The organism is Arthrobacter sp. AOP36-A1-22 (assembly GCF_052377615.1).
Classification (GTDB): Bacteria; Actinomycetota; Actinomycetes; order Actinomycetales; family Micrococcaceae; genus Arthrobacter_H.
The window spans coordinates 50,711-70,023 of record NZ_JBQSWX010000017.1 but is presented as its reverse complement, the minus strand read 5'-3'; the positions used below and the strand labels follow the sequence as shown (position 1 = coordinate 70,023).

The 19,313-nt window shown below is 66.3% G+C and carries 14 protein-coding genes and 1 pseudogene; 6 read left to right on the top strand and 9 right to left on the bottom strand.

The window, feature by feature from the left end:
* The 8 genes and pseudogenes from ACT3S2_RS11170 to ACT3S2_RS11135 all read right to left on the bottom strand — a co-directional run.
* A partial coding sequence (locus ACT3S2_RS11170; RefSeq protein ID WP_444561709.1) for a metal-sensitive transcriptional regulator occupies window positions 1-215 on the bottom strand: 215 nt, incomplete at its 3' end.
* 49 nt (window positions 216-264) lie between these two features.
* The gene (locus ACT3S2_RS11165) at window positions 265-2,409 is read right to left on the bottom strand and encodes a heavy metal translocating P-type ATPase (protein ID WP_444554708.1); all 2,145 of its coding nucleotides are present in this window, start codon (window positions 2,407-2,409) and stop codon (window positions 265-267) included.
* Window positions 2,410-2,491: 82 nt separating this feature from the next.
* Window positions 2,492-2,581: pseudogene (locus ACT3S2_RS11160) on the bottom strand (DUF1541 domain-containing protein); the annotation flags it as partial.
* A 211-nt stretch (window positions 2,582-2,792) separates the two neighbouring features.
* Entirely contained in the window at window positions 2,793-3,062 is a 270-nt protein-coding gene (locus ACT3S2_RS11155) for a YHS domain-containing protein (protein ID WP_101569946.1), read from the bottom strand.
* Window positions 3,063-3,096: 34 nt separating this feature from the next.
* Window positions 3,097-5,421, bottom strand: a complete 2,325-nt coding sequence (locus ACT3S2_RS11150) for a heavy metal translocating P-type ATPase (protein ID WP_101569947.1) — start codon at window positions 5,419-5,421, stop codon at window positions 3,097-3,099.
* Window positions 5,411-6,421, bottom strand: a complete 1,011-nt coding sequence (locus ACT3S2_RS11145) for a heavy metal-binding domain-containing protein (RefSeq protein WP_101569948.1) — start codon at window positions 6,419-6,421, stop codon at window positions 5,411-5,413. Before ACT3S2_RS11145 ends, ACT3S2_RS11150 begins: the two co-directional genes overlap by 11 nt.
* A gap of 1 nt (window position 6,422) precedes the next feature.
* Complete coding sequence (locus tag ACT3S2_RS11140; protein WP_101570198.1) at window positions 6,423-6,635, bottom strand: heavy-metal-associated domain-containing protein; 213 nt, start codon at window positions 6,633-6,635, stop codon at window positions 6,423-6,425.
* Between the two features lie 61 nt (window positions 6,636-6,696).
* Complete coding sequence (locus ACT3S2_RS11135; protein WP_101569949.1) at window positions 6,697-8,106, bottom strand: MFS transporter; 1,410 nt, start codon at window positions 8,104-8,106, stop codon at window positions 6,697-6,699.
* Window positions 8,107-8,191: 85 nt separating this feature from the next.
* Here ACT3S2_RS11135 and ACT3S2_RS11130 point away from each other — a divergent pair, with 85 nt between their 5' ends.
* From ACT3S2_RS11130 to ACT3S2_RS11110, 5 genes are all read left to right on the top strand, one after another.
* Complete coding sequence (locus tag ACT3S2_RS11130) at window positions 8,192-8,827, top strand: TetR/AcrR family transcriptional regulator (RefSeq protein WP_101569950.1); 636 nt, start codon at window positions 8,192-8,194, stop codon at window positions 8,825-8,827.
* Window positions 8,824-10,002, top strand: coding sequence for an FAD-dependent oxidoreductase (locus tag ACT3S2_RS11125; RefSeq protein ID WP_101569951.1), 1,179 nt, complete (start codon window positions 8,824-8,826; stop codon window positions 10,000-10,002). Before ACT3S2_RS11130 ends, ACT3S2_RS11125 begins: the two co-directional genes overlap by 4 nt.
* 104 nt (window positions 10,003-10,106) lie before the next feature.
* Window positions 10,107-10,643, top strand: coding sequence for a CueP family metal-binding protein (locus ACT3S2_RS11120; RefSeq protein WP_444554709.1), 537 nt, complete (start codon window positions 10,107-10,109; stop codon window positions 10,641-10,643).
* Window positions 10,644-11,494: 851 nt separating this feature from the next.
* On the top strand, window positions 11,495-12,079 hold the full coding sequence (locus tag ACT3S2_RS11115) for a TetR/AcrR family transcriptional regulator (RefSeq protein WP_444554710.1): 585 nt from the start codon (window positions 11,495-11,497) through the stop codon (window positions 12,077-12,079).
* A 12-nt stretch (window positions 12,080-12,091) separates the two neighbouring features.
* Window positions 12,092-13,306: an MFS transporter gene (locus tag ACT3S2_RS11110; protein ID WP_444554711.1), complete on the top strand. Its 1,215-nt coding sequence runs from the start codon at window positions 12,092-12,094 to the stop codon at window positions 13,304-13,306.
* A gap of 375 nt (window positions 13,307-13,681) precedes the next feature.
* Here the strand turns inward: ACT3S2_RS11110 and ACT3S2_RS11105 are convergent, their stop codons facing one another.
* The gene (locus ACT3S2_RS11105) at window positions 13,682-15,322 is read right to left on the bottom strand and encodes an ABC-F family ATP-binding cassette domain-containing protein (protein WP_444561708.1); all 1,641 of its coding nucleotides are present in this window, start codon (window positions 15,320-15,322) and stop codon (window positions 13,682-13,684) included.
* Between the two features lie 401 nt (window positions 15,323-15,723).
* Here ACT3S2_RS11105 and mobF point away from each other — a divergent pair, with 401 nt between their 5' ends.
* On the top strand, window positions 15,724-19,272 hold the full coding sequence (gene mobF / locus ACT3S2_RS11100; RefSeq protein ID WP_444554759.1) for a MobF family relaxase: 3,549 nt from the start codon (window positions 15,724-15,726) through the stop codon (window positions 19,270-19,272).
* Window positions 19,273-19,313: the final 41 nt, after the last annotated feature.

Sequence of the window (19,313 nt, the reverse complement as noted above, 5' to 3'; positions counted from 1 at the left end):
AGGTGGTCGTCGAGCAGACCAAGGGCGACGTTCTCCAGGGCGGAGGTGATGGCACTGATCTGGGTGAGGATGTCGATGCAGTACGTGTCTTGGTCGACCATCCGGTGGATGCCGCGGGCCTGGCCCTCGATACGCTTGATGCGCGCCAGATAGCGGGTCTTGTCACTGATATAGCCATGGCTGGTTTCGGTCACTGATGTGGTGACGGTGTCCATGACGTCTCCTCCTGATTCGAGTGGTGTCGGCTCCGGCAGCGGCGGCCGTTCATGTGGATGGGCCAGCGTCGAGAAGTCTTGTCGTGCTGGCCGCGGGCTTGAGGTCGAGGCGACGGAGCAGCTGCGCGTTGAGGGCCACGACGACGGTGGAGACGGACATGAGGATCGCGCCGACGCTCATGGGCAGCACGAATCCGATGGGGGCGAGGACGCCTGCGGCCAGAGGCACGGAGATGAGGTTGTAGCCGGCGGCCCACCAGAGGTTCTGCTTCATCTTCCGATAGGTTGCGCGGGAGAGGTCGATGACGGACAGCACCGAACGTGGGTCCGAGGAGGCCAGGATGACGCCTGCCGAACCGATGGCGACATCGGTTCCTGCGCCGATCGCGATGCCGACGTCGGCTCGGGCGAGGGCAGGGGCGTCGTTGACGCCGTCGCCGACCATCGCGACCTTGCGACCCTCTTCTTGGAGGTCGGCAACCTTGGCGGCCTTGTCTTCGGGGCGGACTCCGGCGAAGACCCGGTCGATGCCCAGGTCCTTGGCCACGGTGTCTGCTACGGCCTGGGCGTCGCCGGTGATCATGACCACTTGCGCACCGACAGTGTGCAGGGCGTTGACGGCTTCGCGGGATTCGGGCCTGATCTCGTCGGCAAGGCGTAGTGCGCCGATGATCTGACCGTCGGCGAGTACGTGGAGAATGATCGCGCCTTCCTCCCGCCAGGTGTCGGCGACGGGGACCTCGTCCTGCTGGTGCTGGTCAAGCAGGTAGGGGCCGCCGACGGTGATGACGGTGTTCTGCACGGTGGCTTTCACGCCGACTGCTGGGGAGGAGGAGAAGTCCGCCGCGGCGGGTACGTCCAGTTTGCGGGTGTGGGCGGCGCCCACGATGGCTCGAGCGAGTGGATGTTCGCTGTCGGTCTCAGCAGCCGCGGCTAAGGCAAGCACCTCGTCCTGGCTGCGGTTCCCGACGGGTTCGACCGCGGTGACGGTGGGCTCGCCCTTGGTCAAGGTGCCGGTCTTGTCGAACAGCACCGTGTCGACGGTGCGCATGGATTCCAAGGCGAGGCGGTCCTTGACCAGGACGCCGCCGCGGGCGGCGCGTTCGGTTGCGATGGACACGACCAGCGGGATCGCCAGACCCAGGGCGTGAGGGCAGGCGATCACGAGCACGGTGATGGTGCGGACCACGGCATCGTCGGGCAGCCCGACCAATGACCAGACGGCCGCGGTGATCACCGCAGCGCTGAGTGCGTACCAGAACAGCCACGCCGCTGCCGTGTCCGCGATCCGCTGGGCACGGGAGGTAGAGGCCTGGGCATCGGTGACGAGTTTCTGGATGCCGGCCAAGGCGGTGTCGTCGCCGGTGGCGGTGACCTCGACCCGCAGGCCGGAATCGGTGGCGATGGTGCCGGCGACCACCCGTTCACCGGTCTCTCGCCGGACGGTCTTGGACTCACCGGTGACCATCGACTCGTCCATGCTGGCACTACCGTCGACGATCTTTCCGTCGGCGGGTACCGAGGACCCCGGCCGAACAATAACCAGATCGCCGACGGTCAGGTCGGCGGGTGCCACCTTCACCACGGCGTCGCCGTCGAGCTTCTCGGCCTCGTCCGGTAGCAGCGCAGCCAGCGAATCCAGCGCCGAGGTTGTCTGGGCCAGGGAACGCATCTCGATCCAGTGGCCCAGCAGCATGATGACGACCAGCAGGGCCAACTCCCACCAGAAGTTCAGCTCGTGGCTGATCAGGTACAGGCTCGCGCCCCACGAGGAGGCGAAGGCGACCGTGATCGCCAGGGCAATCAGCAGCATCATTCCGGGTTTGCGGGAGCGGATCTCGCTCAGCCCGCCGGTGAGGAACGGCCAGCCGCCCCAGAAGTACATGACCGTGCCCAGGGCCGGGGAGACCCAGCGAACCCACTCGGCCTCGGGCAGAGAGTAGCCGATGAGGTGGGCAAACATATCGTTGAAACCCACCACGGGGACAGCAACAACGAGCATGATCCAGAACAGCCGGCGGAACTGTCCCACATGGTCACCGTGACCGGCATGGCCGCCGTGCCCGTGATCGTGACCGCCGTGGCTCGTGGGGGCGTCGTGATCCGCGTGCTCGTGATGGTTGGCGAGAGTGACGCCCCCGCCTCGTCCCGAGCGGTCCTCAGAATGGCTGTGGTTCGTATGTTCGTCGTTCATATCCGATCCGTTCTTCTTGTTCCCGTCCGGGAGCACCTAGCCGTTGCCCCTAAGAAGCAGGCTGTATCTCGCTTTCGATGACCTACTTGTGGTTCGTCATCGTCATGCCGTCCGCCTCGTAGTTGACGACGTAAACGGTCTTCTCCGTTGAGTAGGCGATGGTGGCCACGGCGGCTGTCGTCATTTCGTCAGGCCCGGTTTGTAGGGGCCTTGGGTTCTCCAACGGGCAAACTCATCGTCCGAACGATCGCTGTGCTCGGTGGCCACAGGGTGAGCACGACTTGTCGTCACGTTCCACTTGCGCCCGGTAGTTGCAGCTTTGAGGAGAAGGACTCCGCGCTTCCCGATGAGTTTGAGAAGCGCGGAGTCTGCCCTGCCCATCGTTACGTGGCTGTGGCGTAGCGATCGGGGTCGGCGTCGAACAGTGGGCCGCACGAGGCGCAGCACAGCCAGTACCGCTGGCCGTTGTGCTCGCGGTAGAGACCGGCGGCCTCAGCGTCGGTCTTGACGACCGGGGTGCCGGCCATCACCGGGCATTCGGCCATCTCGATGTCGGGGGTCTGAGCAACGGCGTCGGCGCTCGGCGCGTGGCCGCAGCAGCCGCCTCCACTGGACGAGTTGTCGGTTAGGTTCAGGTTTTCGTGTGCAGTCATCGGGTTTCCCTTCTTGTTGTGTGATGACGGTTGGTCAGGCGTTCACCGGCTCACGGGCCGGCGTCGAGCCGGCAGGTGCCGGCGCGCTGTCGTCGTCCGCGCGGGCCTTGAAGGTCCGCAATCGGAGGCTGTTGGAGACCACGAACACCGACGACAGTGCCATGGCCGCTCCCGCGAGCATCGGGTTGAGCAGCCCGAAGGCGGCCAGCGGGATCGCGGCGGTGTTGTAGGCGAAGGCCCAGAACAGGTTCGTCTTGATCGTGCGCAGCGTCCGCCGTGCCAGCCGGATCGCGTCGGCGGCGGCACGCAGGTCGCCGCGGACGAGGGTGATGTCGGCGGCCTCGATCGCAACGTCGGTGCCGGTGCCCATCGCCAGGCCAAGGTCGGCCTGGGCGAGGGCGGGCGCGTCGTTGACGCCGTCGCCGACCATCGCTACGACCTTGCCCTCGTCCTGGAGGCGGGCGACGACGTCGACCTTGTCCTTGGGCAGGACCTCGGCGATGACCTTCTCGATGCCAACCGCGGCGGCGACCTGCTCGGCCACGGCCTGATTGTCCCCGGTGAGCAGCACCGGCGTTAGGCCCAGCTCCTTGAATTGGGCGATGGCCTGGGCGCTGGTGGGCTTGACTTGATCGGAGACCACCAGCACGCCGCGCGCGACACCGTCCCAGCCGACCGCGATCGCGGTCTTGCCCTCAGCTTCGGCCGCCTGCTTCGCCGAACGCAGATCCTCGTCAAGGTGCTGGGACCACTCGGCCAGCAGCGTCTCCCGTCCGGCGAGCACGGCGTGGCCGTCGATGACGCCCTGCACGCCCTTGCCTTCGATGTTCTCGAAGGACTCCGGCGTGGGCAGGTCGCCGACCTCACTGGTCGCGCCGGCGGCGATGGCCTGGGCGATCGGGTGTTCCGAGGCATCTTCCAGCCCGCCGGCCAGGCGCAGCAGCTTGTCCCGATCCACCCCGTTGGCGGTGATGACGTCGGTGAGGGTCATCTTGCCGGTGGTGACGGTGCCGGTCTTGTCCAGCACGATCGTGTCGACCTTGCGGGTCGATTCCAGGGTCTCGGGCCCCTTGATGAGCACGCCCATCTGCGCGCCGCGACCGGTCCCGACCAGCAGGGCGGTCGGGGTTGCCAATCCCAGGGCGCACGGGCAGGCAATGATTAGCACCGCCACTGCCGCGGTGAACCCGGCTGACAGCGGGAACCCGGCTCCGATCCACGCACCGAGGGTGGCCACGGCGACGGCGATGGCGATCGGCACGAATACCCCGGAGACCCGGTCGGCTAGCCGCTGGATTTCGGCCTTGCCTGACTGGGCGTCCTCGACCATTTTCGCCATCTGCGCCAGTTGGGTATCTGAGCCCACCCGGGACGCCTTCACGACCAGGCGGCCACCGGCATTGACGGTCGCACCCGTGACAGTGTCACCCTCGGAGACCTCGACCGGCATGGACTCGCCGGTGAGCATCGAGGCGTCGACCGCGGAGTTTCCAGAGGTGATGGTCCCGTCGGTTGCGATCTTTTCACCGGGCCGGACGACGAACTCGTCGCCGACCACGAGGTCGTCGATGGAGACTCGCTGTTCGGTGCCGTCGCGTAGGAGGGAGACTTCCTTCGCCCCCAGTTCCAGCAGGGCGCGCAGGGCGGCCCCGGCGCTGCGCTTGGAGCGCTTCTCGAAGTAGCGGCCCATCAGGATGAACGTGATCACCCCGGCGGCGACTTCGAGGTAGATGTTCCCGAGCCCGTCGGAGCGCGAGATGGTCAGCTCGAAGGGGTGGACGACGCCGGGCTGGCCAGCGGTGCCGAAGAACAGGGCGACGATCGACCAGATCATCGCCGCGGTCGTGCCCACCGAAATGAGCGTGTCCATTGTGGCTGCACCATGCTTGAGGTTCATCCACGTTGCGCGGTGGAACGGCCACCCGGCCCAAACCACCACGGGGGCGGCGAGGACGAGGGAGGCAAAGCCCCAGTAGTCGAACTGCAAGGCCGGGGTCATCGCCATCGCGATCACTGGCACCGCCAGGACCGCAGAGCCGATGAGACGCTGACGCAGAGATCGCAATTCGGCGTCCTCGGACGACTCGCCCTCCTCGTCTGAACTGTTACCGGAGCCCTTGGCACGCGCCGGAAGGGCAGCGGTGTAGCCGGTCTTTTCGACCTCCGCGATCAGAGCCTGCGGGTCCAGGTCGTCGGGGCCCGTGACATTGGCCTTCTCGGTCGCGTAATTCACGCTCGCGGTGACACCGTCGAGCTTGTTGAGTTTCTTCTCGATCCGGTTCGCACACGAGGCGCAGGTCATGCCACCGATCTGCAACTCGATGCCGGCGACCCCAGTACTGGTGTTGTCAGTGGTCATGGCCTTCTCCTTCCTGATGCTCGCCACCCGTGCCCGGCTCCTGACCGGAACCCCCACCATCGGAGTGCCCGTCGCCGCGCAGGCCCGAGCCGGTGGTCGTATCGATCACCAGAGGGGCGGTGTGGACCTCGCCGTCAACCTGGAAATCCAGGTAGAGCAGGTAGCGCCCCTCGGTGGGCGCGGTGGCCTCGAACACGATCTTCGGACCAGACATCTCGCCGGCCTGCGGCTCGTCCCCGTGGGGGTGGACGTGCAGGTAGGCCAGGTCTCCGCCACGCAGGGCGACGAGGTGGCCGAACGCGCCCAGATAGGGTTCCAGCTCAGTGACTGGTTCTCCGGCACGGGTGATGGTCATGGTCAGCGGCGAGGCCTCGCCTGCGGTGAGATCGCCCTCCACGCTGACGTCGAAGCCGTCGACGGTGGTCTCGGTACTCGGCCCGGTGGCCGGTGTGGGCTCGTAGTCGCCGCCCACGTGGACCGAGGTCGACAAGGTGAGTCCTTCCCCGGCCTCTGCGGGAACGAAGTCCGCGAAGACTCGATAGGTCCCGGCCGCGTCCCACTGCCAGGGGATCGTCCAGGTGCCGCCGTCGTTCATCTCTGGGTGGACGTGGCGGAAGTGCTGACCGTCGGCGCGAACGGTTATCAGGTGCAGTTCTTTTTCGTGCTCCAGCTGGAAGTCGGTAACCGGGTTCCCGTCCGGGCCGGTGATCGTCAGGGACAGCTTTTTCTCGGTACCGGTGTCGGTGGGGGCGGTCACTGCGGTGAGCCGGTAACCCTCCTGCGCGATGCCCAGGCCAAGGGCGGCTGTGTCGTCTGTGTGGCCCTCGTGCCCGGCGGTGTTCATGTTGTCTCCTTCGCTCTGATTGGTGTTCAGTTCGGTGCCTTCTGACCAGCTCTGCACGGTCTCCTCGGGGATGACCGCGTTCGCCGCGAATCCAGCCACGGCGAACACGGCCACGAGGACCAACCCGTACAGGCCCAGCCGTGCAGGTGCTTTCATGTCAGCTCCTGACGGCGGCGTATCCGGCCTCGTCGACCGCGGCGAGCACCGCGGTTTCGTCGACCGGTTTGTCGGTGGTGACGGCCAGCCGGCCGGTGGCTGCGCTGACGTCGATATCGGTAACGCCGGGGATCTCGGAGATTTCGGTGCGGATTGCGGTCTCGCAGTGTCCGCAGCTCATTCCGGTCACCTGGTACTCGGTCGTGGTGGTCATGATCACTAACTCCTTCATTCGTGTACGACTTCTGTCAACATATACCCCTATGGGGTATCCATCAAGGGGTGGGTTCCGGTGCTGCCACCCGAGGGCGTCCGGGGATGGCGATGCTGGCGATGATGGTCGCGGCGACCGCACCGATCGCTACAGCGAGGAACGCCTGTTTGAATCCGGCATCGCCACCAACGGTCAGGCTGACCACGGCGATGCTGGAGACGGTCGCAACACCGACGGAAGCACCGATCTCGTGGAACGTGCTCAGCAGACCCGAGGCAATACCCGCCTCCTCCGGCGCGACGTTTCCAAGCGCGGTGACCGAGGCGACGACGAACAGCATCCCGATGCCTAGCGAGCCGAAGCTGATCCCGATGGTCGTGGTCAGTGTGGTGGACCATAGTGCGGGAACAAGCAGGCCGATCGCTCCGACGGTCATGCCGATCGCCCCGAGCTTGCGGGCGCCGAGCCTGCCAACGAGCTTTCCTGCCGTCTGCGCACCGGCCATCGTCGCCAGTGCGACGGGCAGGAACAGTAGGCCGGTTGCCAGCGGGCCGAAGCCGGCGTACTGCTGGAAGTAGAAGGTGCCGAGGAAGAACACCGCGACCATGAGCGCAGTGGCGATCCCGAGCACGAACACGCCAGAGAACACCGGCCGCCTGCCGAGCAGCGATAGGTTCATCAGCGGCGAGCGCGCGGTCTTCTGCCACCAGCCGAACAGCAAGTAGAGCGCGACCGCGACCCCTGCGAAGATGAGCGTGCGCGGCGCCGTCCAACCAATCTCGCCAGCGACAGTCAGCGCGTAGATCGCCAGGCCGGTGGCACCGGTGACGAGGATGGCCCCCAGGACGTCCAACCGTTCGCGGGCACCGGGCTGCGGCGGCAGCGGCGGCAGCACCCGCAGCAGGCCGATGAGGACGATCGCGCCGACGGGAACGTTGATGAAGAACACCCACGGCCAACCGGGTCCGGCGCTGATAAGTCCACCCAGCAGCACTCCGACGGCGGCTCCACCGCCGCCGAGCGCGGACCAGATGCCCAGGGCGCGGTTGCGCTCGTCACCTTCGAACAGGCGCACGACGACGGACAGCGCTCCCGGGGAGAGCATGGCCGCTCCAGCGCCCTGGGCTACGCGCCCAGCGAGCAGCACGGTTCCGGTGTCGGCGAAGCCGGCGGCCAGAGAACCGGCGACGAAGGTCAGTAGGCCGGTGTAGACGATGGGTTTGGCGCCGAACAGGTCGGCACTGCGCCCGCCGAGCAGCATCAGGCCGCCGAAAGCGACCGTGTAGGCGGTGACAACCCACGTCAACGCCTCGCGGGAGAGCGCCAGGTCCGCCTCCATCTGCGGCAGGGCGATCGCCACGACAGTCACGTCGAGGATCAGCATGAACTGGGCCGTGCCCAGCAAGGCGAGCGCCAGCCAGCGTTTCGGGTAGGCCGACGTCGCGCTGTCGGGTTGTGTGCGGTTGGTCATCTCCGACTCCTAACTCAATCAATGGGGTACGAGTTGCAACAGCTACACTATCTCATACATTCCCATACGACTTACGAGGTGGACGATGCCGACGAAGAAGGCTCAGGCGACACGGGGTACCCGACGCGCCCCGACGACAGCGAACCGCGCGGCCAACCAGCGCGCCGACGCCCAGCGCAACCGGGCCAAAATCTTGGCGGCCACGGTGACGGCGATCCGCAAGAATCCCGATGCCTCGGTCGCCGACATTGCGGCGGAGGCCGGCGTGGGGCGGATGACCCTGTATGGCCACTTCCAGACCCGTGCCGAGCTCATCGAAGAAGCGTTGGTGGACAGCCTCGAACACGGCGAGGTCGTGCTGGAGGAGGTGTCTCTCGACGGCGAGGCCGCCCAGGCATTCCAGCGACTGGTTGCTTCCAGCTGGGTGCTCGTCGATCAATCCGGTGCCTTGTTGACGGCTGCGCAGAAGGAGCTTCCCGCAGCCCGCATCCGCGAGCTGCATGAGAAGGCCGAGGCGCGCATGCGCAGCCTACTGCTCCGGGGCCAGCGCGAGGGCGCGTTCCGCGTAGACCTGCCCGTGACCTGGCTGCTGACCACTACCCACGTGGTGATGAACGGCGCAGCCGAGGAAGTCCGAGCAGGACGCCTCGACCCCGATGACGCGCCATGGTTCATCGACGCGATCCTGCTGCCATCCTTCACCGCGAACGGAGCGCGATGAGCACCCGCACCGTTGGCATCATCGGCGCAGGCGCGGCAGGAACCTCCGCCGTGAAGACCTTGCACACCTCGGAGGCTGATGTCGAGATCGATCTCCTCGCCCGAAGCGGCGAACGCCCCTACAACCGGACACTGGTTAACAAGGGCGTAGCGCTCGGACTGCTCGAACCCGACCAGGCCGCGCTATCTGTCACGGATACCCGGACGAGTACCGACACTGTCCGCAGCGTCAACCCGCAGACACGAGAAGTGCATCTCGCCTCTGGTAAAACTAGGGCCTATGACGCGTTGGTCATCGCGACCGGCAGCCGACCGCGCACCCTCGACGAGACAATCATCGGTCGGGACCAAGCCGTGAGCGCCGGCCAGCTGACGACCTTGCACTCAATCGCCGACGCTGTCCGTGTGCGCAACCTGCTCGCGGGAACGCACCCGACGCGGGTACTGATACTTGGAGGCGGGTTGGTGGCTTCGGAGACCGCGTCCCTTCTCATCGAAGCCGGTCACGATGTCGCCTTGATCGCCCGCTCGCTCGTGCCCGGCGCCACCGCCATCGGCGAGCACGTCGCAAGACGCCTGCTCGATCTGAGCCAGCCCCAGCACGCGACCTACTTGGGGCGCCAGCCACGTGCAATCCGCACCCACGCCGATCGGATCACCATCATCCTCGACGACGGCACCCATGTTGAAGGTGACTTGGCGATCGTCGCCCACGGCACCCTGGCCGCCGCGCCAGCTCCCTGGACCGGGCCCGAGGGGATCCCCGTCGACGGCCACCTGCGTGCACTGCACGCCCCACGCCAGCGCATCTACGCCGCTGGCGGAGTCGCGGTGCACCACTATCCCGGTCATAGCTCCTACCGGATTGACCATTGGGAGGACTCCAGCGCCCAAGGGAACCACGCAGCGAGGACCTTGCTGCATGACCTCGCCCTAGCCGACGAACCCTGCCGCTACCTGCCAGCCTCACGATTCTCCGCACGTATCCACGGACATACCTTTACCGGCGCCGGCCACCCCGCGTTGGGTAGCACCACCCGGGTCGTCTCCACCGACCCATTGCTAATCGTCCATCACCTTGGCGACATCCCGGTCGCGTTGACCGGGATCGACTCCACCCGCCTCGTCCAAGACTGGATACCGCACCTGCACCAGCAGGCGATACTCCGCTACTGATCCATAAGCTTGGATCACGACCACTCCGGACACGCTAAGAAGGAACGATCATCCGAACCACAGCCAGAACCCTCAGCACCCTCACCGCCGCGCTCTGCGCGATCGTGCTCGTAACCGCCTGCGCCCCGGCCAGCACCGGCCCCGTTGCGGGCGAGACCGGCAACGCGTGGCTCAGCGACTATGACCTCGATGGGCTCGATGCCCGCGAGGTCATCGAACACCTCGACACCATGCCGGTCACGGAGCGCCCGGACGGCCTCATCGCCTCGGTCCAGCCCGACGTGCTCTTGCTCTCTGACGAGGCCGGCAACGAGTCTTCGCTTGATCTGCCCGAGGACGAGTTCTACGTATCCATCGCCCCGTACTCCGCCCAGACACATGACTGTTTCTCCCACAGCCTCACCACCTGCCTCGGTGAACTCAACAACGAGGACATCGACGTCACGGTCACCGACGCGACCACCGACGCGGTGATCCTCGATGAGACCATCCGCACCCACGACAACGGATTCGCAGGCATCTGGCTGCCCCGCGATATCGATGCCACAGTCACCGTCGAACACGGCGATCAGACCGCGAGTACCACCATCTCGACCGCCAAGGACGATCCCACCTGTATCACCACGCTCCAGCTCACCTAGAACGCTTCCCGGCTTCTGTTTTCGCCCGAATTCGGCGCATCCGGCCAGTGGCGGACAAGCATGCGGAGGACGGGGGAATGAGCTCGGAGGACCAGACCGTCTCGCCGCCGAAGTAGTGCCCGGCGGCGAGGTTGATTGCTTCATATCCGCTGAACAATAAACCGATCATCAGTCCGCGGGCGTGCGTGGCAGTGTGAGGCATGAGAGTTCCGGCAGGTCGGTGAACCCGATCCCGAACCCTCCGTGGACTCCTTCGCCGGGTAGATCACCTACCAGGGCACCACCCACACACTGCATCCCCCTCGTCGTCGCCAGTCCGCCTCTCACTAGCCCGACGACAGCACCATCCACGATCCAGGGCTGCCCAGCCGACTCTCCACCACGCTCGATTCTTACTACCCGCCAGAGCTGCCCGATTCTTACTACCCGCCAGAGCTGCCACGCGTCTTGCACGTCGAGAGCGTCAACAAAAGTTGACGGCGCTCCGCGCGGTCGTCGTCCGCTCACCTGACTGCCGAAGGGCGGTGGCGTGGTGACGGTTTCGATGCGGGTGATGTCGGCTGGGGATGGCTACAAATACCTTCTGCGCACGGTCGCCGCCGCGGACGGCGACCGGAGCCTCAGCTCGCCTCTGACGAGGTACTACGTGGAGTCGGGGACCCCGTGAGGGAGCAAAAGTAGTCGCGTCTTTGCCTCTGTAATTACGGGGTTCAGTCTACTTCGCAGGGAAGCAACGGTAGCTGCGACTGAACCGCCACGGAGACGAGCTGGACGTGGCGCGCAAGCCCCCTGACCTCTGGGCGTGAAGGAAGTCGGCTTGACGGTGGTTACATACGGGCTAGCCTGTATGTATGAAGCGTACTGCGAAGGACACAGCGAAGACCCGTGTGGCGCTGCTGGGGGCTGCCTTGGAGTCCTTCGAGGAGAAGGGCTGGCGCGGTGCGACCTTTGAGCGCATCGCCGAGCGTGCCGGTGTCTCGCGAGGGGCGCTCCACCATCACTTCCAGAGCAAGACTGTGTTGCTGACCGAGGCCCTGGAGTGGGGTTGGTTGGACTACGGCAGCCGGATCTTCGATGCTGCACCTGCGCGGTCTGATGCCGAGGGCCGGTTGCGCGCCTTGCTGAGCGAGTTCGTGACGCTGCTGCAAGTTGATAAGCGGTTCCGAGCCCTGGCGTACACCACAGTCCTGGTCGCTCCGCAAGCCCTCGATGACAGTCGTCCCAAGCACGAAGCACTGGATGCATGGCGCGATCAGATCGCCGCGTCCCTGGGCGAACACCCCGACTTGCCGGTGTCGGCTGCGACGGCCGCCGGTCTGGTGCTGATCCTGCTTCAGGGGTTCACCGTTACCGCGGTGACCCGTCCCGATGACCTTCCGCACCTCCAACACCTCGACGCCGCTGTGACGGCGCTGGTGAAGGGGTTGCTCTCATAGAAAGACCTCCACATGACGAACCGTGATGGTGCCTTGCCTACGCGAGGCACCACCCCAAGGAATGCGCTGATCGTCGGATCGGCGGCGGTGTTCACCGACATGCTCGTTCACGGCCTGGCGGTCCCGGTTCTGCCGCTGCTGCCCGCAGTTGTCAGCGCGGGACCGGCAGCCACGGGGGTGCTGTTCTCCTCCTACGCGCTGGCGATGATCATCGCTACTCTCTTTGCCGGTCGCATCGTCGACCGGCACGGACCCAAGACGCCGCTGCTCATCGGGCTCGTTGGACTGGCCGCAGCGACGCTGTTGTTCGCCACGGGAGGCCCGTACTGGCTGTTGCTGGTTGCCCGCCTTGCCCAGGGCATCGCCGGCGGCATGTCCTGGGTCGCTGCCCTTTCGTTGATCGCCGCAACCACCAGCTTCGACAAGCGCGGACAGGCGATGGGGATCGCCCTGTCTTCCCTTACTCTGGGCGTGCTGCTCGGCCCCCCACTCGCGGGCTTTCTGGTCGAGCACTTTGGCACCGCATCGCCCTTTTTGCTCGCTACCGCCATCGCCATGATCGATGGGGTGCTGCGTATCGTGCTGGTCAAGGGCTCTCCGCGGGTTACCGACGACCCTTCAGGGCCTCTTGCCGTGCTCCGCGTGCCAGGGTCGTTCTCCATCGTGATCGCCGTTGCGATCGGCGCGGCCGTGCTCTCAGGAGTCGAGCCCGTGCTGCCTGTGCACCTGGGAGCCAGCGCGCTGACGATCGGATTGCTCTTCGGGCTTGCAGCCTTGGCGGCAATGATCGCCAACCCGGTCGTGGGCCGGTACGTCACCACGGCACCACTCAGACTTTTGATCGGGGCCGGCGTCCTCGCGGTCGCTGCTGCGCTCATCGTGATCGGGTTCGCAACCGAGCTGTGGCACACCAGCATCGGCATGGTCCTGCTAGGCGTCTCCTCAGCGCTCCTGCTTGCACCGGCGACCACAATGATCGGCGAACAGGGCTTCCGAGCCACGCCGCCGACCCTTGGCGGTTCCTACGCCTTGTACAACCTCGCCTACGCCGCCGGCCTCGCCGGCGGACCTCTGCTGACTGGATTCGGCGTCCAGCAAGCCGGATTCACCACCGCCATGATCGTCGCTGCCATCGTCCTGGCAGTGCTCGGATTAGCGGCACTGATCCGCCTGCCTGCACGAGTATCCACTGAGAACAGTCCTGATCGAGCGGGGATAGAACACTGAGGACCGTCAGCCATGTGCCGACCCACTGATGGTCAAAGACGGCCCGACCACAACCGTCTCAACGAGCCCGATTCTCGGTTCTGATCGTTCGGGCACAGACGCTTTTCAGCTCGAATGTCCGGTATGGCCGTGACCCAAGGGGATACGTCGCCATAAGGGGGCTCCGCGATGGCCTGGCCGGGCGGGCTACGGCAGGTGCCCCGACCGAATCCCGTTAGCAGGACACAACAGTGGATCCGCGCGATCCTATAGGAGATGGGTGACAGGCAGAGGCGGTAGCTGATCGCGGTTTGTCGCCGGTGGTGGTACGAGTTGTTTGCGGCCGTGCCTGGCTCCACCTGTCACGTCCAGGTGACTTTATGTCTGATAGCGAGGTCAAGTGCCGGTCAGGTCGAAGCTCTGCCCGGTCCATGTGCGGCGCAACCACCGGTCGTGGGAGGCGATGACGACGCTTCCTGGGTAGTTGGAGAGGGCTGCTTCGAGTTGGGCTACGAGCAGAAGCGAAAGGTGGTTGGTCGGTTCGTCCAGCAGCAGCACGTCGGGTGAGTCGGCGAGGAGCACAGCGAGGGCCAGTCGACGTTGCTGTCCGACGCTGAGAACGCGCACGGGCCGGTGCTCATCTCGGCCCGCGATCAGCCCGAATGTTCCCAGAGGCACCTGCTCGGCCCGTTTCCTCCCGACAAGGTCTTCGTAGGCCTCGCGTGTGGTCCGTTCCGATCCGCGGTGGTGCGGATCGGGCAAGTCAACTTCCTGGGCGAGCAGACCGACACGCAGCCCTCGTGGCCGGTTGATGGTCCCCGCCGTTGGGGCGAGGTCACCGGCGAGCAGGTGCAGCAGCGTCGACTTGCCCGACCCGTTGGGCCCGGTGATCAGCCACTTCTCATCCGCGCTCACGGTCAGTGAGGTCGCCTTGAGGCGCCCAGCGACCGCAACGTCGGTGGCCGCCAGCACCGGGCCGGGCCAGGCACCCTGGGCTGTTGCCGTGCTCTGCGCGGCGTTGAGCCCGCGGAACTGTAGCTCCGGGGGCGGTTTGCGGATTTGGCGCTCCTGAAGGTCGGCCAATCGGGTCTGGGCGTCGTTGACCCGTCGGGACACCACTTTGTCGTTGCGGTCGGCGTAGTACTTCTCCGCCATGCGTACCTCCGAGCGAGGCTTCCAATCGCGGTGCCCGACGCTCTGATTCTCACCAACGGCGGCACGGAGACGCTTGAGTTCTCCCTGCTCTTCGCGGTACTGGCGTTCCCACCGCTCCCGAGCGTCCAGTCGGGCATGCAGATAGTCGGTGTAGGTGCCCGTGAAACGAGTGATGCCGATGCCCGCTTCCTCACCGTCCCCGACGAGCGGCCCAGCCACCGCGTGCAGTCTCGGAGCCGGGTCCAGGTCCACGAGGGAGGTCACCGCCTCGTCGAGGAACGCTCGGTCGTGGCTGGCGATCAGCACTGGTCCGGCCCATGAGACGAGCACGCCGCGTAGGTGTTCCGTGGCGGCATCGTCGAGGTGGTTGGTCGGCTCGTCCAGCAGCAGCACCTCCGGGGCGGACAGCAGCAGCCACCCCAGGGCCAGGCGCGAGCGCTGCCCACCCGAGAGGCGCCCGGTCTCGCGTTCGCGCGGCAGATCGCCCAATCCCAGTCCCGTCATCATCGCGTCGATGCGCGCATCGACGTCCCATGCCCCGACCCGTTCGGCGGTCTCCAGAGCGTCGGCGTAGTTGCGTGCCGCGGCCTGGTCATCGGGTGTATTGGCGAGAGCGTGGGCCCTTGCGTCAACCGCGTCGGCGGCCGCGCGAAGTGGAGCGACCGCGGATGCCAGCGCTTCGGCAATCGACATGCTCGCCAGGAATGGTGGTTCCTGGTGCAGTAGCCCGATGCGCGGCGCATGCCCGCCGGGCGCGATGGCACTCACGATGCCACCGTCGGGGCGTGTCAGGCCGGCGATGACGCGCAACAACGTGGTCTTGCCGGACCCGTTCTCACCAATCAAGCCTGTCCGATCCCCGGCGGGGACGGTGAACGACACGTCCGTGAGCACACGCCGGTCTGTGAACGAGATCGAGATACCGTCCACACGCAGATGAGCGGCGGCGCGCGAAAGCGAAGAAGAAGTTGTGATGGCCACAGGTGTCCTCAGAGTCGATCGAACTCCCGCCTGGCACACGCCACGGACGCAGGAGAAGGGCGAGGATCACCAAGTCATGCCACCACTGTAGCCGAACCGGTCCCAACCAAAGCGCGCCCTCAGGTATGCCGGCCTGACCGTCATGGCCAGTGTTGCTAACCCGCACCGCATTGGCCTTGAACGGACAATGAACCTTCATCAGCAACCTCGGCATGCTTTCGAAGAACGACTTCGCCGAGATGGGTACAAGGTCGGGCCGCTGAACGCCCCTCACGGACACCGGAGGTGCGCACCTCGTGAGCATGACGGTGTCGATGCGGGTAATGAGCGCCGGAGACGGCTACAAGTACCTGCTGCGCACAGTCGCCGCCGCTGACGGCGACCGGAGCCTCAGCACGCCGCTGACGAGGTACTACGCGGAGGCGGGAACGCCACCAGGTCAATGGCTGGGCTCCGGTGTCGCCTCGCTCGGGAAGGGTCAGCTCGCGGTGAGTGATCGGGTCTCGGAGGCCCAGCTTCAGCTCTTGATGGGGATGGGTCGTGACCCGATCAGCGGAGATCCGCTCGGTCTGGCGTTCCCGGCCTACAAGTCCCCGGCGGAACGGGTCGAGGCCCGCATCGCGGACCTGGACCCGGCGTTGAGTCCCGGCGCGAAGGGCGAGGCCGTCGGGCAGATCGAGGCTGAGGAAGCCTCGCGGGGGACACGGCGGGCGGTGGCGGGGTTCGACTTCACGTTCTCGGTCCCGAAGTCCGCTTCGGCGTTGTGGGCGGTCGCGGACGCTGGCACCCAAGCTCTCATCGGGGACGCGCATCATCGAGCGGTTGCGGAGGTGGTTGCGTTCATGGAGCGTGAGGTTGCAGCCACCCGCACCGGTGCAACGGCAGGCGGCGGAGCGGTTGCACAGGTCGATGTCTCCGGGGTCGTGGCTACGGCGTTCGATCACTTCGACTCCCGCGCCGGAGACCCCCACCTTCACACCCACGTCGTCATCAGCAACAAGGTCCAGACAGTGCTTGACGGCAAGTGGCGGAGCTTGGACGGTCGGCCGATGCACGCCGCCGTGGTCGCCCTGTCGGAGCTGCACCAGGCGGTGTTCGCCGACCACATGACCCGCACCTTCGGCGTCGAGTGGGAGGCCCGCGACATGGGCCGCGATCGGAACCCGGCCTGGGCGATCAGCAGCGTGCCGGAACAGCTCGTTCAGGAGTTCTCCACCCGTGCCCGGCACATCGACGCCGAGAAGAACCGGCTTATCGCCGAGTACGTCGCCAAGCACGGCCGCCAGCCGTCCACGGCCACGGTCATCAAGCTCCGAGCCCAAGCCACTCTCAGTACCCGACCGGAGAAGGAGGTGCGGTCGTTGGCCGACCTCACCAGCGAGTGGCGCACCCGCGCGACCGATGTGCTGGGTCAGGACGCCACCTCCTGGGCACGCAACGTCACGGACAACGACAAGCCGATGCTGCTGCGAGCCGACGACGTGCCGTTGGACGCGATCGCCGAACTTGGCCAGGCCGTCGTCGGTGTGGTGGGTGAGAAGCGGTCGACGTGGCGGCGGTGGAACCTGGTGGCCGAGGCGTCGCGGCAGACGATGGGCTTGCGGTTCGCCACCATGCAGGATCGTGAGGCGATCGTCGGCATGATCACCGACGCCGCCGAACAGGCATCTCTGCGGCTGACACCGCCCGACCTCGCCACCAGCCCGGTCGCGTTCCGGCGTATCGACGGCACGAGCGTGTTCCGGCCGAAGCACTCGACCGTGTTCTCCTCCGAGCAGTTGCTCGCAGCGGAGGACCGGCTGCTCGTCCGCTCCCGCAGCATGACTGCGCCGACCGCCCGGCTGGGAACGGTGGAGAAGATCACCGCCCGGCCGGATAGGGAGGGGCGGATGCTCGGCGAGGACCAAGCCGACGCTCTGTTGAAGATCGCCGTCTCCGGTCGGATGCTCGATGTGCTTGTCGGCCCGGCCGGTGCCGGGAAGACCACTGCGATGTCGGCGTTGCGCAAAGCGTGGGAGAAGGAGCACGGCACCGGCTCAGTGGTCGGGCTCGCACCGTCAGCGGTGGCCGCGCAGGTCCTCGCTGATGACCTGGGGATCGCGACGGAGAACACGGCGAAATGGTGGCAGAACCACCTCACCCGTGGCACCACCTTCGAGGCCGGTCAGCTCGTTATCATCGACGAGGCATCGTTGGCCGGCACCCTGTCGCTGGACCGCATCACCCACCTGGCTGAGCGGGCCGGGGCGAAGGCGCTCCTGGTGGGCGACTTCGCCCAGCTCCAGTCCGTGGACGCAGGCGGCGCGTTCTCGCTCTTGGTCGGTGATCGTGACGATGCGCCAGAGCTGGTCGACGTCCACCGGTTTGAGAACGAGTGGGAGAAGACTGCCTCACTCGCACTCCGCCACGGTCGAACCGAGGTGATCGACACCTACCTCGACCACGACCGCATTCATGAGGGTGATGCCGAGGCGATGACCGATGCCGCCTACGCCGCATGGCGCGCGCACCACGAGCAAGGGTTGGTGTCGGTGTTGATCGCCGAGACCCGCGACGACGTGACTGCGTTGAACGTCCGTGCCCGCGCGGACCTGATCCTCGACGGCACCCTGAAACCCGGCCGGGAAGTCGAGCTGAACGACGGCACCACCGCCGGAGTGGGGGACACGATCATCACCCGCCGTAACGACCGCCGTCTCCGCAACGGCAAGGATTGGGTGCGCAACGGCGCCACCTGGACCATCATCGGTGTCCGCGACGACGGCTCCCTGACGACCCGCAAGACCGGACGACGGTTCGGCGGCTCGATCGTGCTCCCGGCGTCGTACGTGACCGAGCACGTCGACCTCGGATACGCGGTCACCGCGCACAGGGCGCAGGGTGTCACTGTCGGTACCGCGCACGTCTTGGTCGAACCGACCACGACGCGGGAAAACTTCTACGTCGCGATGACCCGCGGCAAGCAGTCCAACCGGGCGTACGTGATCCTTGACCGCTCCGATGACCACACATACCCGCACCCCGGCGACAACACTGACGCCACCGCCAGAAGCGTGCTGTACGGGGTGCTCCAGCACGTCGGTGCCGAGCTGTCTGCGCACGAGACCATCACCGCCGAACACGAGCAATGGGGATCAATCGCGCAGCTCGCCGCTGAGTACGAGACCATCGCGGCGGCAGCACAACACGACCGCTGGGAGACTTTGATCCGATCGTCGGGTCTCACCGAGGACCAGGTCGACGCCGTAGTCCAGTCGGAGGCTTTCGGGGCGCTCACCACCGAACTACGCCGGGCCGAGGCCAACTATCACGACATCGACCGACTGGTCCCACGCTTGGTCGCCGCACGCGGGTTCGATGACGCCGACGACATCGCCTCCGTCCTGCACCACCGGGTCGCGCGTGCGACCGCACGACCCGCTGGGTCTGGTCGCACGAGGAAGACGCCGCGGTTGATCGCTGGTCTCGTGCCCGCCGCAGACGGGTCGATGAGCACCGATATGCGACAGGCGTTGACCGAGCGGAGGGAGCTGATCGAGCAGCGCGCCGACGTCGTCCTGGACATCGCCTTGGACGCGAAAGCTCCGTGGACGAAGCCACTCGGCATGCCACCCCGCAATCCACGGAAGACAGCGCCGTGGCGGCGGCACGCCCGCACCGTCGCTGCCTATCGGGACCGCTATGGCATCAGCGACGACACAACCCTCGGCCCGGCACCAGAGACCACGGCGCAGAAGATCGACGCCGCCCGCGCACGAACCGCACTCGAACGTGCAAGTGATATTGCTCGTCAGCGCACGAGAGACGCAGAAAGTCGGCCGCTCGAACAGCCCCTCAATCGGAGCTTGTGATCCGAGCCCACGGGAGTGTCGGTGCGGCGACGTAGAATAGT